The 19898-nt window shown below is 65.9% G+C and carries 14 protein-coding genes and 1 pseudogene; 9 read left to right on the top strand and 6 right to left on the bottom strand.

All coding sequences use genetic code 11. The features are described from left to right. Positions 1–137: 137 nt before the first annotated feature. From AC0L3J_RS17455 to AC0L3J_RS17445, 3 genes are all read left to right on the top strand, one after another. Positions 138–2528, top strand: a complete 2391-nt coding sequence (locus AC0L3J_RS17455) for a putative bifunctional diguanylate cyclase/phosphodiesterase (protein WP_473347868.1) — start codon at positions 138–140, stop codon at positions 2526–2528. A gap of 97 nt (positions 2529–2625) precedes the next feature. Then, positions 2626–3918, top strand: a complete 1293-nt coding sequence (locus tag AC0L3J_RS17450) for an MFS transporter (RefSeq protein ID WP_473348025.1) — start codon at positions 2626–2628, stop codon at positions 3916–3918. Positions 3919–4070: 152 nt separating this feature from the next. Then, complete coding sequence (locus AC0L3J_RS17445; RefSeq protein ID WP_473347867.1) at positions 4071–6656, top strand: EAL domain-containing protein; 2586 nt, start codon at positions 4071–4073, stop codon at positions 6654–6656. 29 nt (positions 6657–6685) lie between these two features. Here AC0L3J_RS17445 and AC0L3J_RS17440 read toward each other — a convergent pair whose 3' ends face one another. Beyond that, on the bottom strand, positions 6686–7534 hold the full coding sequence (locus AC0L3J_RS17440; RefSeq protein ID WP_473347866.1) for an isocitrate lyase/PEP mutase family protein: 849 nt from the start codon (positions 7532–7534) through the stop codon (positions 6686–6688). 11 nt (positions 7535–7545) lie between these two features. Then, positions 7546–8379 (bottom strand): alpha/beta fold hydrolase, encoded by an 834-nt coding sequence (locus AC0L3J_RS17435; protein ID WP_473348024.1) that lies wholly within the window; start codon positions 8377–8379, stop codon positions 7546–7548. Positions 8380–8432: 53 nt separating this feature from the next. Here AC0L3J_RS17435 and AC0L3J_RS17430 point away from each other — a divergent pair, with 53 nt between their 5' ends. The 3 genes and pseudogenes from AC0L3J_RS17430 to AC0L3J_RS17420 all read left to right on the top strand — a co-directional run bounded on the left by AC0L3J_RS17430 (position 8433) and on the right by AC0L3J_RS17420 (position 11204). Next, positions 8433–9065 carry a MarR family winged helix-turn-helix transcriptional regulator gene (locus AC0L3J_RS17430; RefSeq protein WP_473347865.1) on the top strand — a complete coding sequence of 211 codons (633 nt, stop codon included), beginning with the start codon at positions 8433–8435 and terminating at the stop codon, positions 9063–9065. A 174-nt stretch (positions 9066–9239) separates the two neighbouring features. After that, on the top strand, positions 9240–10613 hold the full coding sequence (locus AC0L3J_RS17425; RefSeq protein ID WP_473347864.1) for an HD-GYP domain-containing protein: 1374 nt from the start codon (positions 9240–9242) through the stop codon (positions 10611–10613). Positions 10614–10748: 135 nt separating this feature from the next. Beyond that, positions 10749–11204, top strand: a pseudogene (locus AC0L3J_RS17420) (hypothetical protein). Between the two features lie 74 nt (positions 11205–11278). Here AC0L3J_RS17420 and AC0L3J_RS17415 read toward each other — a convergent pair. The 4 genes from AC0L3J_RS17415 to AC0L3J_RS17400 form a co-directional block, all read right to left on the bottom strand. Then, positions 11279–11707, bottom strand: a complete 429-nt coding sequence (locus tag AC0L3J_RS17415) for a hypothetical protein (protein ID WP_473347863.1) — start codon at positions 11705–11707, stop codon at positions 11279–11281. A 16-nt stretch (positions 11708–11723) separates the two neighbouring features. Next, entirely contained in the window at positions 11724–12077 is a 354-nt protein-coding gene (locus tag AC0L3J_RS17410) for a hypothetical protein (RefSeq protein WP_473347862.1), read from the bottom strand. Between the two features lie 60 nt (positions 12078–12137). After that, complete coding sequence (locus tag AC0L3J_RS17405) at positions 12138–12680, bottom strand: hypothetical protein (RefSeq protein ID WP_473347861.1); 543 nt, start codon at positions 12678–12680, stop codon at positions 12138–12140. 182 nt (positions 12681–12862) lie between these two features. Next, entirely contained in the window at positions 12863–13474 is a 612-nt protein-coding gene (locus tag AC0L3J_RS17400; protein WP_473347860.1) for a TetR/AcrR family transcriptional regulator, read from the bottom strand. A gap of 128 nt (positions 13475–13602) precedes the next feature. On the opposite strand from AC0L3J_RS17400, the gene AC0L3J_RS17395 reads away from it, so the two are divergent. From AC0L3J_RS17395 to AC0L3J_RS17385, 3 genes are all read left to right on the top strand, one after another. Next, positions 13603–14835 carry a cytochrome P450 gene (locus AC0L3J_RS17395; protein ID WP_473347859.1) on the top strand — a complete coding sequence of 411 codons (1233 nt, stop codon included), beginning with the start codon at positions 13603–13605 and terminating at the stop codon, positions 14833–14835. A gap of 274 nt (positions 14836–15109) precedes the next feature. Further along, entirely contained in the window at positions 15110–18769 is a 3660-nt protein-coding gene (locus tag AC0L3J_RS17390) for an AsmA family protein (RefSeq protein WP_473347858.1), read from the top strand. Positions 18770–19094: 325 nt separating this feature from the next. Further along, a partial coding sequence (locus tag AC0L3J_RS17385; RefSeq protein ID WP_473347857.1) for a DUF2336 domain-containing protein occupies positions 19095–19898 on the top strand: 804 nt, incomplete at its 3' end.

Below are 19898 nucleotides of genomic sequence, written 5' to 3'. Positions count from 1 at the left end.
AAATTGTGCAGTTCTTAACCGCGGTCCTGTTCCGATAGTGGCTCCGGCGGCTCAACCAGAGGTTCGGTTGGCCGGGAGAGGGGACGGCGGTTTCTGGAATGGGCGGTCGGGATCAGAACGATCAGGATCGGGGACGTATGACCGGATGGTGGCGTGCAGCGCCCCTGCTCGGGCTCTATCGCCCTGCACTCGTCGCCGTCGGCGTTGGTCTTCTGTTCTCGGTCGCGGGGGCGGCCGCCGTGGCGCGATGGGAAGGCCGCGTCAACAAGATCGAGTTCGAAAACGCGGCCGAGACTGAAGTGATCGTCATGCAGAACGGCATGGGCGAGTACATTTCCAGGCTCGTCGCGCTGCGCACGCTGTTCGAATCGACCAACCAGGAGATCACCCGCAGCGAATTCGAGACCTTCAGCGCCCGCCTGTTCGAGCGCCATCCCGGCATGCTGCGCATCTCCTGGGTGCCGCGCGTGAACCGCAAGGAGCGCGCCGAATACGAGGCCGCGGCGATCACGGACGGCGTGTCCGGCTATCGCATCAAGTCGCTCCAGGGCGATGCGTTCGCGACCGCGCCGCAGAGCGACGAATATTTTCCGGTGCTCTACTCGACCCAGCCGAAGACATCTCCGGTCTACGGCATGGACTACGCCACCATTCCGGAGCGCCGCGCGATCCTCGAGCGCGCACGCGACACCGACCGCGTCTCGGCCATTCGCACCCGCCTCTACGAGCCCAAGGCGGGCGGCCGGTTGCCCGACGTACTCGTCGCCATTCCCGTCTACGCCAAGGGCACGTCGCGCGACACCGTCGTGGACCGGCGCCGCAATCTCGCCGGCTTCGTCGTCGGCGTCTTCGACCTGCCGCTGCTGATCCAGTCCATTCGCGCGACCACCGGGGCAAGCCCCGCGGTCAGCGTCAACGTCTATCCGCCGTTTACGGCGCAGATCGTCGGCCTGGAGGACATACTGCCGGATTATTCGTCGGCCGCTACGGCGCCGCAGTCGATGCGGGACGTCGCGCGGACCCTGCACTGGTCGGGCAATCTCAAGATCGGCGACATGGATTGGCAGGTGCGGGCGGTTCCGGCTGCCGGCGGTGCGCTGGAGACGACTTACGATCGCGCGGGCGCGGTGCTGATCGTCGGCATGCTGCTGACGCTGTCGCTTTCGACCTATCTCATGCTCGCAAGCCGCAATTCGCAGCGGCTGTCGCTGGCGAACCGGCGGGTGCTCGAACTCGCCCAGACCGACATCCTGACCGGATTGCCGAACCGCGCCTTCTTCCTCGCCCGGCTCGACGAGCTCAATGGCCGTTTGATGGACGCCGGTCCGACCTTCTCGATCCTGATGCTCGACCTCGACCGCTTCAAGAACGTCAACGACTCGCTCGGTCACGGTGCGGGCGATGCGCTGCTGCGTCAGGTCGCAGAACGGTTGAAATCCGCGCTGCGCGCCGGCGACGTGCTGGCCCGGCTCGGCGGTGACGAATTCGCCATCATCCAGGAAGCTTGCGAGGATCAGCGCGTCTGCTCGACCGAACTGGCGGGGCGGATTGCCAAGCTCGTGGCCGAGCCGTTCCTTCTTCCCGGACACCGCGTCGAGATCGGCACCAGCATCGGCATTGCGATCGCGCCCGATCACGGCACCGATCAGGAGCAGCTGCTGAAGAAGGCCGACCTTGCGCTGTACCGCTCGAAATCGTCGGGCCGCAACTGCTTCACCATCTACGACAAGGCGATGTCGGCCGAGCTCGAGGCGCGCAGCACGCTGGAAGGCGATTTGCGCGATGCCATCGCGCGGTGCCAGCTCGAGGTGCACTACCAGCCGTTCGTCGACGCCCTCAGCGGCGCGCGGCGCGGCTTCGAGGCTTTGGTGCGCTGGCGGCATCCGACGCGCGGCTTGATTCCGCCGGACCAGTTCATCCCGCTTGCGGAGGAGACCGGGCTGATCGTGCCGCTCGGCGAATTCGTGCTGCGACGCGCCTGCGCGGACGCGGCCGGCTGGCCGTCCGACCTCGCGGTCGCCGTCAACCTGTCGCCGATCCAGTTCAAGGAGGCCGAGCTGTTCGAGATGATCAGCGCGGCGCTCGCGGATTCCGGGCTGCCGCCGCAGCGGCTGGAGATCGAGATCACGGAATCCGTGCTGCTGGAACGCGGCGTCGAGAACCACGCCTTCATGGAGCGGCTGAAGAGCATCGGCATCGCGCTCGCACTCGACGATTTCGGCACCGGCTATTCGTCGCTCAGCTATCTGACCGCGTTCCCGTTCGACAAGATCAAGATCGACAAGTCGTTCATCCGCAACCTCACGCATCAGCCGCGCAGCTCCGCCATCATCTCCTCGATCGTGACGCTGGCGCGCGGGCTGGACATGTCGGTTACCGCCGAAGGCGTCGAGACCCGCGAGGAATACGAGCGGCTGAAGGCGCTCGGCGTCAATTTCGCGCAAGGCTATCTGTTCGGCCGCCCGCACCCAATCGAACGGATTCTGTTCGACGCGCCCGTGAAACCGTCCCAACGCGACGCCGCCTAAGCGCGCGCACAAGCATCGCTCAACGGGCATGCGCGAAAAGCGCTTGACCCGGGCAGCCCCGGATGGTCGGAAGGACCGTCCAGGGATGAAACACACAATGCGGCTTCCGTTCTTCTACGGCTGGGTCGTGGTCGCGGTGACCTTCGTCACCATGGCCATCGGCGTCAACGCGCGCACCGCCTTCTCGCTGTTCTTTCCTCCCATCATCTCCGAGTTCGGCTGGGAGCGCGGCGTCACCGCGGGCGCCTTTTCCTTCGGCTTCGTGGTGTCGGGCATGGTCAGCCCGCTGATCGGCCGGCTGATGGACCGCGCCGGCCCGCGCGCGGTGATGGAGCTCGGCGTCGTTCTGATGGGTGGCGGGCTGCTGCTCGCGCCGCTCACGAGCCAACCTTGGCATCTCTACGTCACCATCGGCGTCATGGTCGGCGCCGGCTCGGTGTGTCTCGGTTATTCCGGGCAGTCGCTGTTCCTGCCGAACTGGTTCATCCGCACGCGCGGCCTCGCCATCGGCATCGCCTTCGCCGGGGTCGGCATCGGCTCGGTGACGCTGCTGCCGTGGGTGCAGCACATGATCGAAGGGACCGGCTGGCGCACCGCCTGCACGGCGATGGGCCTGATGATCCTCATCGTGCTGGCGCCGATCAATCTGTTCCTGCACAGGCGCCCGGAGGATATCGGCCTGCGGCCCGACGGTGATGCCGCGCCGGTCGCGGGTGCTGCAAAACCCGCCTCCAACATCGTCGATCCCGTCTGGGCCGGGACCGAATGGACACTCCGAAGCGCCCTCGCCACGACGCGCTTCTGGTGGATCGCGGTCGGCTATTTCTGCGGCCTCTACATCTGGTACGCGGTGCAAGTGCACCAGACCAAATTCCTGCTCGACATCGGCTTCAGCCCGGGTGTCGCGGTGTGGGCACTCGGCATCGTCAGCCTGCTCGGTATTCCCGGCCAGATCCTGCTCGGCCATGTCTCCGACCGGATCGGGCGGGAATGGGTGTGGGCGATCAGCTGCGCGGGTTTTGCGATCTCTTTCGCGGCGCTGATGGCCCTGAAATTCCAGCCTTCATTGTGGCTGGTCTACCTCATGGTGTTCACGCAAGGCGCGCTCGGCTACGGCCTGACCTCGATCATGGGCGCGGTGGTGTTCGAGATTTTTCAGGGCAAGCACCAGGGCAGCATTTTCGGCACGATCATGCTGGCGGCATTGGCCGGCGGCGCCGCCGGTCCCTGGGTCACCGGCTTGCTTTACGATCGGGCCGGCGACTACACGCTCGCCTTTGGCGTTGCCATCATCGTGAGCGGATTGTCGGCGCTCTCGATCTGGCAAGCCGCGCCGCGCAAGGTGCGCGCCGTCGCCGGCAAGCTTCAGGCGAGGACGGACACCGAATAGGTTCCGTACGCAGCGGATTACCTTCGCGTATTTTGCGGAATGTTAAGCATATCGCGTCTTGGCGCGGCGCGCCCGGGCTGCAAGAACGTCTTGGACACCATCGCGGCGCTAGCCTCGGTTGCCATATCTTCCCGATGCCTCCGGGTCTAGCGATGTCCGCCACCGATTGTGCCATGACAGAAACTCCGGAAGTGCTGTTGGCCGCGCTCGAACGCGCCGAAGAGGGCATCGTCGTCGTCGACAGCGCGCATCGCATCACGCATTTCAATGCCGGTGCAGAGCGGATCTGGAATCTCGCACGCGCTGATGTGCTCGGCCGCGACGCCGAAATTCTCACCCTCAAATGCCTTCAGGCCGAACCGTTTGCGGAGTTCCGGGACGAGATCAGCCTGGTGCGCCGTGACGGCAGCCGGATCCGCGCGGCCATCTCGCTTTCATCCATTGCAAGTGGCGGCATTGCCTATCGCATCGTGTTCGCGCGCGACGTTACCGCGGACGCCGAACGCCGCGTCAGGATCGGGCTTCTCCACGCCGTCTCCGACCAGACCAACCGCGCGGTGCTCATCACCGATACCGACCAGAACATCGTCTACGTCAATTCCGCCTTCACGACGCTATTCGGCTACACCAGCGAGGAGGCCGAAGGCCGCCGCGCCAGGGGGCTGATCGCCGGCCGCCACACCGATCGCAAGGCCGTTGCGAAGCTCGTCAAGCGCCTGATGGATGGCGGCCACCGCGGCGAGGTCGAGATGCTCGCCTATGACAAGGACGGCGAGGAGATCTGGGTCTGCGCTCGCATCGATGCCTTCCGCGACAAGAAAGGGCAGGTCAAGCACTTCTTCGCGCTGCTCGAGGATATCACCGAGACCAAGCAGCTGCGCTCGCTGCAGCAGCTCATCATGGGCGCGCTCGCTGATGAGGTTCCGATCGGCGAGATCGCCGACCGGCTGTGCCGCCGTGTCGAGCAGATGGCGCCCGACGTCGTGTGTTCGCTGCTGCACGTCGACGCCGCGGGCCTGATCCACCCGCTGGGCGGCCCAAGCCTGCCCGAGGACTATTCCCGCGCACTGGAGGGCATTGCCATCGGGCCCAATGTCGGCTCGTGCGGAACCGCGGCCTTCTACGGCGAGCCGGTGCTGGCGACCGATCTGGAGACCGACCCGCGCTGGCAGCCCTACAAGGCGATGCCGCTCGCGATTGGCCTGCGCGCATGCTGGTCGACGCCGGTCAAGGCCAAGGACGGACGGGTCATCGCCACCTTCGCCTTCTACTACCGGGAGCCGCGCGCGCCGAGCAATTGGCATCGGCGCATCGTCGAGGCCTGCGTCAATCTCGGCGCCTTCGCGATCGAGCGCAAGGAAGCGCGCGCCGAGATCGCGCGGCTCGCCTATCACGATATCCTCACCGGCCTGCCGAACCGCGCACAATTGCGGCGCCTGATCACCACCGCGATCGACGCCTGCCCGACCGGCAGCCACGTCGCGCTGGCCTTCCTCGACGTCGATCATTTCAAGGACGTCAACGACACGCTCGGTCATGCCGCCGGCGACGAGCTCCTGATCCAGCTGGCGCAGCGCCTGCGCGAGCAGATCGGACCCGAGGACATGCTGGGGCGGCTCGGCGGCGACGAGTTCGTGATCCTGCTGCCGCGACGCAACGCCGAGGGTGCCGAGCGCGTGGCGGCCGGAATCACCGAAGCGCTGGCCGCGCCGCTGCGGCTCGGCTCCAGGCAGCTGCAGATGTCGGCGAGCATCGGCGTCAGTCTCTATCCCGATCATGCCACCGACATCGACACCCTGATGCAGCAGGCGGACGCGGCCATGTACATGGCCAAGCAGGCGGGACGTTCGACCCATCGCCTGTTCAGCGCCGAGATGAACGGGCTCACCGAGCAGCGGCTGGCCTTGATTGCGGCGCTGCGCCGCGCCATCGCCGAGGGCGCGCTGACGCTCCGCTATCAGCCGCAGATCCGCAGCTGCGACGGCGCGATCCATGGCGTCGAGGCGCTGGCGCGCTGGCACGATGCCGAGCTCGGCGATGTCTCGCCGGCAAAATTCATCCCGCTCGCCGAAGAGTGCGGCCTGATCGAACAGATCGGCCTGTGGTCGGTGCGCGAGGCCTGCCGGCAGATGGCGAGCTGGCGCCGCGCCGGGCTCGAGATTCCATCCGTGTCGGTGAACCTGTCGCCGATCAATTTCCGCAACGTCACGCTGGCCGCGCGGCTCAAGGACATACTCGCCGAATACGATCTGCCGGCGGATGCGCTGATGCTCGAGATCACCGAGGGCGCGTTCATGCAGGACAGCGTCGCCGCGCTCGAGACAATGAACGCGATCCGGGAGCTCGGCGTCGGGCTTTCCGTGGACGATTTCGGCACCGGCTATTCCAGCCTCAGCCGGCTCGCCCATCTGCCGATCCGCGAGCTCAAGATCGACCGCAGCTTCATGCACGACATCGAGCGTGACGCCGGCGCGCTCGCGATCGCCACCGCCGTGGTGCGCGTCGGGCAGGGCCTCGGCATGACCGTCGTCGGCGAAGGGGTCGAGACCGAGGCGCAGCGCAAGGTGCTGGCCGAACTCGGCTGCGACGTCGTGCAGGGTTTTCTTTACGCGCCCGCGCTGGCGCCCGTCGCCTTCGAGCGCTGGCTGATCGAGCACTGCGCCGAGCAGGCGCGGGCGATGCTGGCTCGTCTCGACACTGCACCGGCCGGCGCGACCGCGGTGAAGCGGTCGGCGTAGAAGCGACTTTTGGCCGGTGATGTCCGGGCTCAGGCATCCGGTTGCAGGAACGTGCCGTATTGCTTGGTCGCGGCGACCGCGGCTGCGGCCTGTCCGATCATCCGCATTGCTGCCATCATCGGCCATGGCCCAAGACTGACCCGCCGAACACCGACGCGAGCCAGATCCGGAAGTGCAGGAACGCCTTGTGTCACCATGATGTTGACCGGCAGAGGCGTGAGCTGAACGAACTTTTCGATGAGCGCGAGGTCGGTGAGGCCGGGCACGAAAATTCCGTCGGCGCCGGCCTCGGCATAGACCTTCGCCCGGCTTGCCGCTTCATTCATGCACTCGTCCGGCGATCCGAATTTGAGCAGGAACGGATCCGTTCTCGCATTGATGAACAGCTGAACTCCCAGATCTTTCGCGGCATCCCGCACGGCCTTGATCTTGGCGGCATGGCGTTCGGGATTGACGAGTTGCCGCTTTCCCCCTGATAGCCCGTCCTCGATATTGATGCCGACGGCGCCGGCTTTCAAAATCTCGGTCGCCGATCTGGCGGCGGCCTCCGGGGTGTCGCCATATCCGGCCTCCAGATCGATTGAGACTGGAACAGAGACGGCCGCGGTCATCCGCGACACCAGGCCAATCACCATGTCGAGCGGGACATTTTCTCCGTCGGCGTATCCAAGTGCGGAGGCGACCGCGCCGCTGCTGGTCGCAATGGCCGGAGAGGTCTTCGCGATAGCTTTGGCAGTGGCGGCGTCCCAGGCGTTGAACAGGATGAGCGGATCGCCCTTCCTGTGAAGGGCATGAAAGGTGTCGGCATATTGCTGTTGTGTCTTGGCGTCCATTGCGCGTACTCCGGATGAGAGAACTCGAAGGATGTTGCGGGCCACGCCCTCTGCGTTCAGTCAGGCGCGTGCGTCTTGAACCAGTTCATGATCAGGCCGGTGACTTCTTCCTCACGCTCGAGGTGCGGGAAGTGCCCGACATCGGGCAGGACAATCCGCTTGTGCGGCCCCTTGAACAGCGGCTCCTCCTTGACCGAGTACCTTGCTGTCGGATCGTTGCTGCCATAGATCGTCAGCGTCGGCGTGTGCATGTCATTGATCGGCAGCCGGCGCGCGAGCCCCGCATCGGTCAGGCCTCCGTAATATTTAAGCGCCGCGGCCATCGTGCCGGGCGAGCTGAGCGTCTCCTTGATCGAACGGATGTGCTCGGCATTGTTGAATGTCGGCGACCACAGCTTCCAGAGATAGTCGACGAAGGGAAGTCCCTCGGTACTGACCGCGGATACGGCGCCGGGCAGCTGGAAGAAGTAGACATGGAAGACGGCTCGAACGAGCTCCGGATCCCGTCTGATGCTCGAAATTGTAATTGGATGTGCGGTGTTCATGACCACGGCGGCCTTGATCGCGGATGGCGCCGTGGCCAGCGCCTGAAAGGTCGAGGTGCCGCCCCAATCCATGCCGACGACGCGTGCCTGTCCGTCGTCGCTCAGCGCCGCGATGAGGGCTTCGAGATCCTTGCCCAGTGCGATCGGATCGAAAACGCCGTCCGCCGGAATCTCGGTCGGTGCATAGCCGCGCAGGAAGGGCGCGACGGCACGATACCCTGCATCCGCGAAGACCTGCAGCTGCTTTCGATACGACCAGGCATTGTCGGGAAAGCCGTGCAGGAACATGACGAGGGGTCCGTCGCCCTGTTCGAGATAGGCGAAGCGCACGCCGTTGGCCTGCACGTATTTCAAGGCGGGTTCAATGCCTCTGGTATTCGCTTGGGCATTCGCTTGTCGTGCCGCGCTCCCAGTATTCATCGTCGTTCTCCATGTCATCGTGCCCCGCCACCGAAAACATGTGCGTAGCGCACATATATGTCAAGTTGTTTTTTGTGCGCTCCGCACATATTGTCTGGCTCATGGAAACTGGAATCGCAAATTTGCTGGGGGCGCTTTCGCTCGCCGTCATGGATCGGATCGAGCAGGGCGCGCGCGAGGTCATCGGCCGCGGCGGCGAGACGCCTGCAGCCCTGGTCGTCATCGGCTATGGCCAGGGCATGACCAACGACAAGCTGCGGCGGATCCTCGGCTTGTCGCATTCAGGAACGGTCCGGCTGGTGGACCGCCTGGTGTCGGATCGGCTGGTCGAACGTCGGCCCGGACAGGACGGCCGCGAGGTTGCTCTGCACCTGACGGCGAAGGGTGCCGCAACCCGCAACGATTTGATGAATTCGCGAATTTCGGCCGTCGCGTCGCTTCTGGATGTGCTGTCGCCGGCGGAAACGAAACGACTTGAAACGCTGCTCCATGAATTGTTGGCACGGCAGGATACGTCCGAGATGGATCGCTTCACGATCTGCCGCATGTGCGACGACAGCGTTTGCACGAATTGCCCGTTGCCCACGGACAAGGGCAAGCGCGCTCGCTAGCCGGCGCGCGGTGGCCACGGAACTTTGCCGAGCAGGCGAGGGCGTTCTCGGAGACTTCCTGTCGACGGATCGCTCGCAAACAACCTCCTGTTAATCCTCTGGTGTTCAGTTGATCGACTGGTGATGTGATCCGCCCTGTTCACTGGCCGCACCCAGCCTCGGAGCCCCCCGTCAATGGACCCCATCCCGCATGCCCCCAAGCCGCTCGATCGGATCACGCTTTCCGAACTGCTGGGCGCACTCAGCCACGCGCTTGATCTTTCGGAGGGGCAGCCGGCCGGACATTGCGTGCGATGCAGCCGCATCGGCGTCTTGATCGGCAGGGAGATCGGCCTCGGCGAGGACGAGATAGTCGAACTTTACTACGCACTGTTGCTGAAGGATCTTGGCTGCAGCAGCAACGCCGCGCGCATCTGCGAGCTGTATCTGACCGATGATCTCTCCTTCAAGCAGGACTTCAAGCTCATTGACGGCAGCCTGCCTCAGGCGCTGCGCTTCGTGCTGGGCCATACCGGGCTGAAAGCCGGCCTGGCCGAACGGTTTCGCGCCATCGTCAACATCTTCCAGAACGGCGGCGAGATCGCTCGCGAACTGATCGAGACGCGATGCCATCGCGGCGCCGACATCGCCCGCAAAATGCGCTTCTCCGAACCGGTCGCGGAGGGCATCAAGAATCTCGATGAGCATTGGGATGGCGGCGGCAAGCCGCTCGGCCTTCGCGGCGCGGCCATCCCGCTTTATTCCCGCCTCGCGTTGTTGGCCCAGGTGGTCGATGTGTTCTACATCGCGAACGGTCCCGAAGCCGCCCTTCGTGAGGCCCGGAATCGAGCCGGCACCTGGTTCGATCCAGACTTGGTCGCCGCATTTGAGCGCATCGCGTCGCAGCCTGGATTCTGGGACATGCTTGGCACTGAAGAAGGGACCGAAACTGTGCCTCTGCAGCCGCAGCAGGCGAGCGTGCCGGTGGATGAGGATTATCTGGATGACATCGCAGCTGCCTTTGCCCAGGTGGTTGATTCCAAAAGCCCCTACACCAGCGGCCACAGCGAGCGCGTCACGCTCTTTACCGACATGATCGCGGAGCAGCTGGAGTTCGCTGCTGAGCGGCGACGCTGGCTCAAGCGTGCCGCGCTGTTGCACGACATTGGGAAGCTCGGCGTCAGCAACGCAATCCTGGACAAGCCGGGTAAGCTTGACGACCACGAATGGGAGATCATGCGCAAGCATTCAGCGCATTCGGAAGCGATCCTGTCGCGCATCGGCGTGTTTGGCGACCTCGCGCCGATCGCCGGGGCGCATCACGAGCGGCTGGACGGCAAAGGCTATCCTCGTGGGCTCGCGGGAGACCAGATCTGCCTGGACACCCGAATCATCACGACCGCGGATATCTTCGATGCGCTGACCGCGGAGCGGCCGTATCGCGCTGCGATGCCAGTGACGAAAGCGCTTGCGATCATGTCGGGGATGATCGGCACCCAGATCGACGCGGACTGCTTTGCGGCTCTTCGTCGGGCCCTTGGACGGGTCGACGAGACGCTGGCGGCTTGACGAGGGTTCGACGCCGAAATCCGGCTTGCAATGTCTGGTGAGCCGACAGCGGGCGCAACGCGCGTTCACGCCGTGGAAAGGAACGTCCGGCGTTTCTCCACGTTGTCGGCCGTCGAGCGCAAACCGGGCCATACGATGAAGAAGATCGCCACCATCCTCGTGATGCTCTGTAGCTTGCCGGCTGCTGCCGGTGCGGAGAGTTGGAGCGGCTATCGCATTCCCGAGACCGGGACCAACGTCGACATTCCCTCGTCCATCTTCACCGAGCAAGCCGGCCGGCCCGACGGCTATGGCATGCAGTACCGGACCAGCGACGGCCGGGCGGATTTGACGGTGCAGGCCGTTCCGAACGACGGCAGCTCGCCGGCCGCTTTCCTGGCGCGGAAGAATCCGCCGTCCGGCATCACCTACAAGCGCATCACGCCGCGCTTCTTCGTGGTCTCCAGCACCCGGGGCGGCAAAATCTGGTACGACCGCTGCAACTTTGGCCGCCGCTACGTGCATTGCGTGCTGATCAACTAACCGGCCGCCGAGAAGCGGCAGTGGGATGCAGTCGTGACCCGCGTCAGCCATACGCTGAGCGGCGGTTGATCCGTTCACTAAGAAAACCTGCTCACAAAGAAAAACTGCCCGCAGGTCGCGGGCAGCAGTCTCGTGAGGATGGTTCAGCGCACGTTGGTCGATGTCGTCGACATGGTCGGCTTGGAGCCGGGCACGTGCGACATGGTCTTGGTGGTCGATCCGACCTCCTCGCCCGCCTTCACCTTGGTGCGGGTGTGGGAGCGGCTGAACGTACCACCCTCATGCGCCTGCGCGCGCGCATTGGAATTGAGCACCGGACCGTTACCCTTGTTCATGCTGGTGCCGGACTGCGCCTTGCCGTTGGCGGACGCGGCGCTGCCGCCCGCTGCAATCGACGAGCCGGTCTGTCCGGAGCCCGAGGTCGACGTGCCGCCGGTGCCGAGCGTGCTGGCCGAGGTGCCGCCGGCCGCAGCCGAGCCGCCGGTGCCACCGGTCATGCTGGTTTGCGCCGACGACGGAGAGGCGGCGGCGAGCAGGAGTGCGACCGACGAGGTCGCGATCAACATTTTCATCTGTAAAATCCTTTTGCTATGGCGACGATGTCGAGATGGTGCAGCCGTTGACCGTGACGGTGCTCGCGCTGGTCGAACCCGGGCCGCCGGCCGTCGAGGACGAGCTCGACACGTTGCCGCCACCGGCCTGGACGTGCACCGACGATCCGCCGGCCGAGCTCGAGCTCGACAGCGAGCCGCTCGATGAGGTCGAGCCGGTCGTGCCCGAACCCGATGAGCCCAGCGCGGTGATGCTGCCGTCGGGATGTTTTTCGACCGTGACCCGGCAGGTCTCGCCGGATGCGGTCTTGCCGGTTTTCTGCATGGTTTCACCCACGGCGGCGCTGCTCATCAAAGTCAAAACTGCGATCGCAACGATTGGTCTGTTCATGCCAGTCCTCCTCAGGAAGGACGAAGGAGCGGCATTGCTGCCGCTCCGCCGGCCGGGATGTCAGTCCTTGTCCTTCTTCATCTCGTCCTTGTGGTGGCCTTTGCCCTTTTCCATGCCCATGTCGCTGGAATGTCCCGCGGAGGAACCCGCCGCTCCCACGGTCGAGCCGCTCTTGCCGCCGCCGGCCGACGAGCCGCCGGTGCCGAGCGTCGATGCCGAGTTGGAGCCGGAGCCGGAGCCTGCCGCAGAGCCGCCCGTGCCGACGCTGGACGAGCTCTTGCCGCCGCCGGCCGACGAACCGCCGGTGCCGAGCGTCGAGGCCGAGCCTGAGCCGCTGCCGGAGCCCGCGGCGGAGCCGCCGGTGCCGATCGACGAACTGCTGGTGCCGCCGCCCGCCGACGAGCCGCCGGTGCCAAGCGTCGAGGCCGAGCCCGATCCGCTGCCCGAACCGGCCGATGAACCGCCCGTGCCGATCGTCGAGTTGCTGGTGCCACCGCCGGCTGACGAGCCGCCCGTGCCGACCGTCGAGCTCGACTGCGCCACGGCGAGCGCCGTACCGGCCAGCAGCGCAGCTGCGGCCGCAGTCAATTTCAGAATCCTCATCGTTGTCTCCTCCAATGATCAAATTGCCAAAACAGGCTCGGGATAAAGTGGTAAGCCGCACAAACGTTCCTTGGATGGGTGCGACGAAGTGGAAAATGCGCGCGCATGATTGCGGCCAGGTTCCAGCTGCCAAGCGCAGCGAACCAATGTCGAGCGGGAACAGCGAAGTTCTGAAAAAAGCGCTAGTCCGACGACAATCCCGTCCTGCGCCGCAGATCCGTGATCGCGCGCAGAAAGCTGTCGGCCGGCGTCGTCTCCGGATCGATCAGGCGGTGCAGGCGAAAGCCGTCTTCCAGCGCCAGCACGACGGAGGCCATCCATGGCGGGTTGAGCGTGTCGCCCTTCGCGTTGCCCTTCAGCGTGGCCTCGACGATGTCGGCGACCAGCTTGCGCCGCGCGCGCAGGCGCTTTGCAAGCTCCGGGCGGCGCTTCTCGGCGCGCGCGACAAACAGGATCATCTCCATGTGCAGCAGCGGCGAGCGGCCGAGCGGGTCCTGCCTTGTGCGGTCCATCGCCTTCAGCGCCGCGATGAAGTCGTCGAGATTGTCGTGCTGCGCGAGGATGTCCATGTTGCGCCGGATCGACTGCGCGACATGGTCCTCGAGCATGGCGATGATCAGTTCGTCCTTGCTCTTGAAGTTGGAATAGAACGCACCGCGGCTGAAGCCGGCCGCCGCCGCGATCGCCTCGATGCTGGCGCCGCCGATGCCGTCCTCCTCGAACACGCGCGCCGCCGCCTCGAACAGCCTGTCGCGCGTGTCGTCCCTGGTCGGCCTGGTTCTCACCCTTGACATCGGAGCAGGTTAGGGCAGAATGCAACTCGATACAACAATGTATCGAGTTGATAATCAGGGATGGTTACGCTGCGCAACAGGGGCTGCCCGGCGTATGCGATTCATGCGGCAACCGACATGAGGTCACCATGAACGAGCATGTGCAGGGCGCCGGCGCTCCGCTGTTCAATCCGCTGTCGCCGGACTTCATCCGCGATCCCTATCCGCATTATGACCGGCTCCGCGCGATCTACCCGATTCACGTGACGCCGTTCGGCCAGTTCGTCACGAGCCGCCATGCCGATGTCAGCCTCGTGATGCGCGACAAGCGTTTCGGCAAGGATTTCGTCGAGCGTTCCAAGCGCCGCTATAGCGAGAAGATCATGGAGGAGCCGGTCTTCCGCAGCATGAGTCATTGGATGCTGCAGGCCGATCCGCCCGACCACAGCCGCCTGCGCGGCCTCGTCGTGAAGGCCTTCACCGCCCGCCGCGTCGAGGACATGCGGCCGCGGATTCAGCAGATCGTCGACCAGACCATCGATGCCGTGATCGACCGCGGCTATATGGACCTGATCGAGGATTTCGCCTTCCGCCTGCCTGTGACCATCATCTGCGACATGCTCGGCATCCCCGAGGACCACCGCGAGACTTTCTATAACAGCTCGCGCGACGGCGGACGGCTGCTCGACCCCGTGCCGCTCTCGCCGGAGGAGATCGCCAAGGGCAACGCCGGCAACATGATGGCGCAGATGTATTTCCAGCAGCTGTTCGAGCTGCGTCGCAAAAATCCCAGCGATGATCTCATCACCCAGCTGGTGCAGGCCGAAGAAGACGGCAACAAGCTCAGCAACGAGGAACTGACCGCCAACATCATCCTGTTGTTCGGCGCCGGCCACGAGACCACGGTCAATCTGATCGGCAACGGCCTGCTTGCGCTGCATCGCAATCCGGACCAGCTCGCGCTGTTGAAGGCGCGGCCGGAGCTGATGGTGGGCGCGATCGAGGAATTCTTGCGCTATGATTCCTCGGTGCAGATGACCGGGCGGGTCGCGCTGGAGGATATCGACGATCTCGGCGGCGCGAAGATTCCCAAGGGCGAGACCGTGCTCTGCCTGCTTGGGTCGGCCAACCGCGACCCGGCGGTCTATCCTGACCGCCCCGACCGGCTCGACGTCACCCGCCAGAACGTGAGGCCGCTGTCGTTCGGCGGCGGCATCCATTTCTGCCTGGGGGCCCAATTGGCCCGCCTCGAGGCCGAGATCGCCATCGCCACGCTGTTGCGTCGGCTGCCCGATCTGCGCATCGACGACCTCGAAAACCCGGAATGGCGGCCGACCTTCGTGCTGCGCGGCCTGAAGCGGCTGCCCGCAAGCTGGTCATAGCTGCCGGCACGGGTCCTGCGAGCACTGGCCCTCGTCCTGAGGAGCCCGCAAAGCGGGCGTCTCGAAGGATGGCCGCGGGCGAGAGCGGGCCTCTATGGTTCGAGACGGCGCTTCGCGCCTCCTCACCATGAGGGTCTCACACCGGCGTTAACCTCCGCGCGCAACAGTCGCTGTGACTTCGCCACACTTCCCCCTATATAAGGGGCTGTTCCGGTACGTCTGAGGCCCTGCGGCTCAGGCAAGGCCCGCATCCGGTTTGGCCGAGGGGAGACCCGTGCAGACGACGCTGCTCGGATTGGCGATTGCCTTTATCTTAGCGCTGCTGGCCGCTCTGATCGGGCCTTACTTCGTCGACTGGAACCAGTTCAGGCCCCAGTTCGAAGCGGAGGCCGGCAGGATCATCGGCGTGCCGGTGCGGGTGGCGGGCGAGCTCGACGCGCGGCTGTTGCCGGCGCCGACGCTGCGGCTGCGCGGGGTCACCTTCGGCGGCAACAACGATCTCGGCCGCCTGCGCGCCGACAAGCTCGACGTCGAGTTCAGCCTGAGCTCGCTGATGCGCGGCGAATGGCGCGCCACCGAGCTTTCGGTCAACGGCATGGCGGTCGATCTCGGCCTGGACGCGCGCGGGCGGGTCGATTTGCCGTCCACCGCGAGCGGCAGCTTCAATCTGGCGTCGTTGGCGATCGAGCGGCTGAACCTCACCGGCCGCATCGCCCTGCACGATGCCGCCAGCCGTTCGACGCTGGAGCTCAACGACATCGCCTTCTCCGGCGACGTGCGCTCGCTGGCCGGCTCGGTCCGGGGCGACGGCAGTTTCACCGCCACTGGCGTCCGCTATCCGTTCCGCGTCTCCTCCGGCCCGAGCGCCGACGGCAATGCCACCCGCCTTCACCTCAACATCGATCCCGGCGAACGCGCCATCCTGGCCGATCTCGAAGGCGTGCTCGCCTTCGACAACCGCCTGCCGAAATTCGAGGGCGCGCTGACGCTTGCCGTGCCGGCGCCGAAGAAGGCCGGCGATGCAGGGCCGATGCCCTGGAAGCTCACGACGAAACTCAAGGCCGATCCGGCCGGCGCCAAGTTCGAGCAGGTCGATGCCAGCTTCGGGCCCGAAGACTCCGCGCTGAAGCTCGGCGGCGTCGGCGATATCAGGTTCGGGGCGTCGCCGCTGCTGCGCGCGGTGCTGTCGGCGCGCCAGGTCGATGCCGACAAGCTGACGGCCAAGAACGATGCCGAGCCGCAGCGCATTCTGCCGGCGCTCCGTGCGGGCCTCGCCGCAATCCCGCAGGCGCCGATCCCGGCGCAGATCGAGTTCAACTCCGACCAGATCATGCTCGGCGGCCGGCCGCTCCAGAACATCACGGCCGAGCTTGCGACCGACGGACGATCCTGGACCTTCCAGCGGCTCGAGCTGCGCGCGCCGGGCCAGACGCAGCTCTCGCTCAACGGCGCGACGCCCGGCGCCGACAGCTTCAGCGGCCGTCTAAGCGTCGATTCCTCCGATCCCGATACGCTGGTGGCCTGGCTCCAGGGCCGCAACGAAGTCAACCGCCGCAGCACGCGGCCGCTGCGCCTTGCCGGCGACGTGACCATCGCCGCCAACCATTTCGCCATCGACAGGCTGAAGGCCGAGATCGAGGGCGGCGCGGTCGAAGGCCGCATCGCTTTCGTCCAGACCGGCGCCAGCAAGGGCTCGCGGATCGACGCGGAGCTTAGGGCTGACCGCCTCGACCTCGATGCCGCCGCAAGTTTTGTGCGCGCGCTTTCGGGGCCGCAGGGCGAATGGCCGGAGGAAGCGAAGCTTTCGCTCGATATCGGCCGCGCGATCTCGGCGGGCCAAGAGCTGCGGCCGTTCACCGCGAAACTCGGCTACGGCCCGGCGTCGCTCTCGCTGGAGCAGTTGCGGTTCGGCCAGGCCAGCGGCGTGACCACGGAAGCGAGCGGCAGTTTCGACCGCGCCAAGGCCATTGGCAAGCTCGCGCTGAAATCCTCCGCCAATTCGCTGCGCGATCTCACCGCGCTGCTCGAGCCGTTTGCGCCGTCGGTGCGCGCGCGCTTCGACGCCATCCCGTCGCTGCCAGGTGCGACCCGCCTCAAGCTCGACCTCAGCCTCGACAAGAACGCCGAGCACGCCGATCGCAACGACGCGCGCGCGGTGATCGAGCTCGACGCGCCGCAGCTCAAGGCCACCGCGACGCTGGCCGCGCAGACGCCGGTGGCCGCCGTCAACGGCATCGAAATCGAGCGCCTGCGCAACAGCGACTTCACGCTGGAGTCGAAAGTCTCGACACCGCAGGCCAGTTCACTGCTGGCGTTGCTTGGGCTCGATCGCGTGGTGGCCGCAGGCGAGGGCGCTTCGCAGTTCGAAGGCCGCTTGAGCGGCGCGTGGCGTCATCAGCTGCAATTGAATGCAAGGCTCAGCGGCGGCGGGCTGGACGCGGACGCACAAGGCACCGTCGAATTGTCGGAGCCGAAAGGCAGCGTGAATTTGCGCCTGCGCAACGCCAATCTGGCCCCGCTGTTCGGCACCAGCCCGGCCGATAAATCGGTGCAGAGCGTCAATCTGTCCTCGCGCGTCGGCCTCTCCAACAACCGCCTGACCTTCAACGATCTCGACAGCACCGTGGCCGGCTCGCATCTGCGCGGTCATCTGGCGGTGACGCTCGATCAGGAGAAGACCGTCGACGGCGAAGTCGGCCTCGATTCGCTCGACCTCGTGCCGGCGCTTGCGATGGCCATCGGCGCGGCCGGACACGATGCCAATGCGCCGTTGAGTGCTGGGCTTCTCGGCGGCTGGCGCGGCCGCGTCGCCTTCCAGGCGCTGCACGGCACGTTGCCCGGCGGCATCGAGCTGCGCCCTTTCGGCGGTACGGTCCGAAGCGACGGTCAATCGCTCGCGCTCGACGCACTGAAGGGCGGCGTCGGCGGCGGCGAGATGTCGGCGAGCCTCGATGCGCGCAACGGTGCCAACGGCCTGACGCTCAACGCGCGCATCGAGCTCGGCAATGTCGATGCGGCGGCGCTGCGCTATCGCGATCTCGCGCTGCCGAAGGGGCGCGCCTCGGCGCAGATGGCGCTGACCAGCCAGGGCCGCAGCGTCGCGGCGCTCACCGGCGCGCTCGCCGGCAACGGCACGGTGACGCTCGATTCCGCTGAAATTTCCGGCCTCAATCCGCGCGCCTTCGAGATCGCCATCCGCGCCAGCGACGGCGGCCAGGTCGCCGACGACAACCGGCTGCGGCAGCTGGTCGAGCCCGCGCTGTCGGCCGGCCCGATTGCAGTGGCCTCGGCGCAGATCCCGTTCACGATCCGCGACGGGCGGCTGCGCGTCGGCGCAACGTCATTGGAGGCGAAGAACGCGCGCGCCATCGTCTCCGGCGGCTACGACATTCCCGCCGACCAGGCCGACATCCGCGCCAGCCTGACGCCGATCATGACCGGGCTCTCCGGCGCACCGCCGGAGATCCAGCTGTTCGCGGCCGGTCCCCCCGACAGGCTCAACCGCACCGTCGATCTGGCGCCGCTGTCGTCGTGGCTTGCGGTGCGCACGATTGATCGCGAGACGCGCCGGCTGGACGCCATCGAGCGCGGCGAGCCGCCGCCGGCGACCGCCGCGTTACCGACTCTGGTGTCGCCGGAACCGGTGTCGGAGCCGTCGCTCACGGATGTGCCGATGCCCGGCCGCGATCCGCGCCGTGCGCCGCCGCCGAAGCCCAAGGCCGATATCAGGGTTGCGCCGACGCCGAAGGCGCCGCAGGCCGCTCCCGCAGCGCCAAGCCCGCCACTGACAAGCCCTCAACTCACAAGCCCGCCGCTTGCGAGCCACCAGATCGCGCCGCTGCCTCCGCCGATCGACGTGAGGCCGGCCCCCGGGCCGCCGCCCGCAAAGCCCAAGCCAAAGCCGCCGTTGGTGCTAACGCCACAGAATCCGTAGGCGATAGTCCGTCATGCCCGGGCTTGTCCCGGGCATCCACGTTCTTCGTCCCAGGCGGTGAGACGTGGATGGCCGGGACAAGCCCGGCCATGACGCCGGAGAGACACCCTCTCCCCAACCGTCTCCCGCAAGCGGGAGAGGGAGCGCAGCTTCCTCGTGACGCACCGGTAAACCCATTCCCTCGCTTTTTAACGAATTTTGCCCGGCAAAACTGATCTGCCGACTTTACCGGATTCTCGCGTTTGTTCCCTAGTCTCTGTTCCCAGAGGAACTCGGCGTCCTGCGGCACAAGCAGGATGGCTAGCCAAGAACTGGGGTCATCGGGATGAACGGCGCGACAACACTTCTGCAGGATCTGGACGACGCCATCGCACGCGGCACCGACGAAAGCCGGAACAAGGCGTTGTGGCACGCGACCGACATTCTGATCACCGGCCGCTACAGCGACGACGAGATCAGCACGTTCGGCGAAGTCATCGGCCGGCTCGCCGACGAGATCGAGGTTGCCGCGCGGGTGCAGCTCTCTGAGGTCATGGCAGCCTGCGATCACGCTCCGCTCAATGTCATTGCGCAACTCGCGATCGCCGACGAGATCGAGGTCGCCGGTCCCGTGCTGCGCGACTCCAATCGTATCGACGAGAAGCTGCTGGTCGAGAGCGCCATGACCAAGAGCCAGTCGCATCTGCTCGCGATCGCCCAGCGCAAGTCCATCGGCGAGGCCGTCACCGATGTGCTGGTCAAGCGCGGCGACCAGGAGGTCGTGACGTCGGTTGCCAAAAACGAGGGTGCGCGCTTCTCCGGCTCGGGCCTGCTGCACATGGTCCGCCGCGCCGAGGGTGACTCGATTCTTGCCGAGCAGCTTGGCCTGCGCAAGGACGTGCCGCGTCACATCTTCCAGCAGCTGATCTCGAAGGCGTCGGAGGACGTCCGCCGCCGGCTCGAGCACGAGCGCCCGGAAATGATGGCGCAGATCCAGAGCTCGGTGAGCGACGTCACCGGCGATCTGCAGTCCAAGTTCGGCCCGTCCTCGCGCAGCTATTTCGTCGCCAAGCGCGTGGTGACGACGCAGTACCGGCAGGGCAACCTCAACCAGGATTCGATCTCGAACTATGCGCGCCAGCATCGCTTC

The organism is Bradyrhizobium sp. Kon37 (assembly GCF_055807535.1).
The sequence above is the reverse complement of the archived record's forward strand: the minus strand, read 5'-3'. Positions and strand labels throughout refer to the sequence as shown.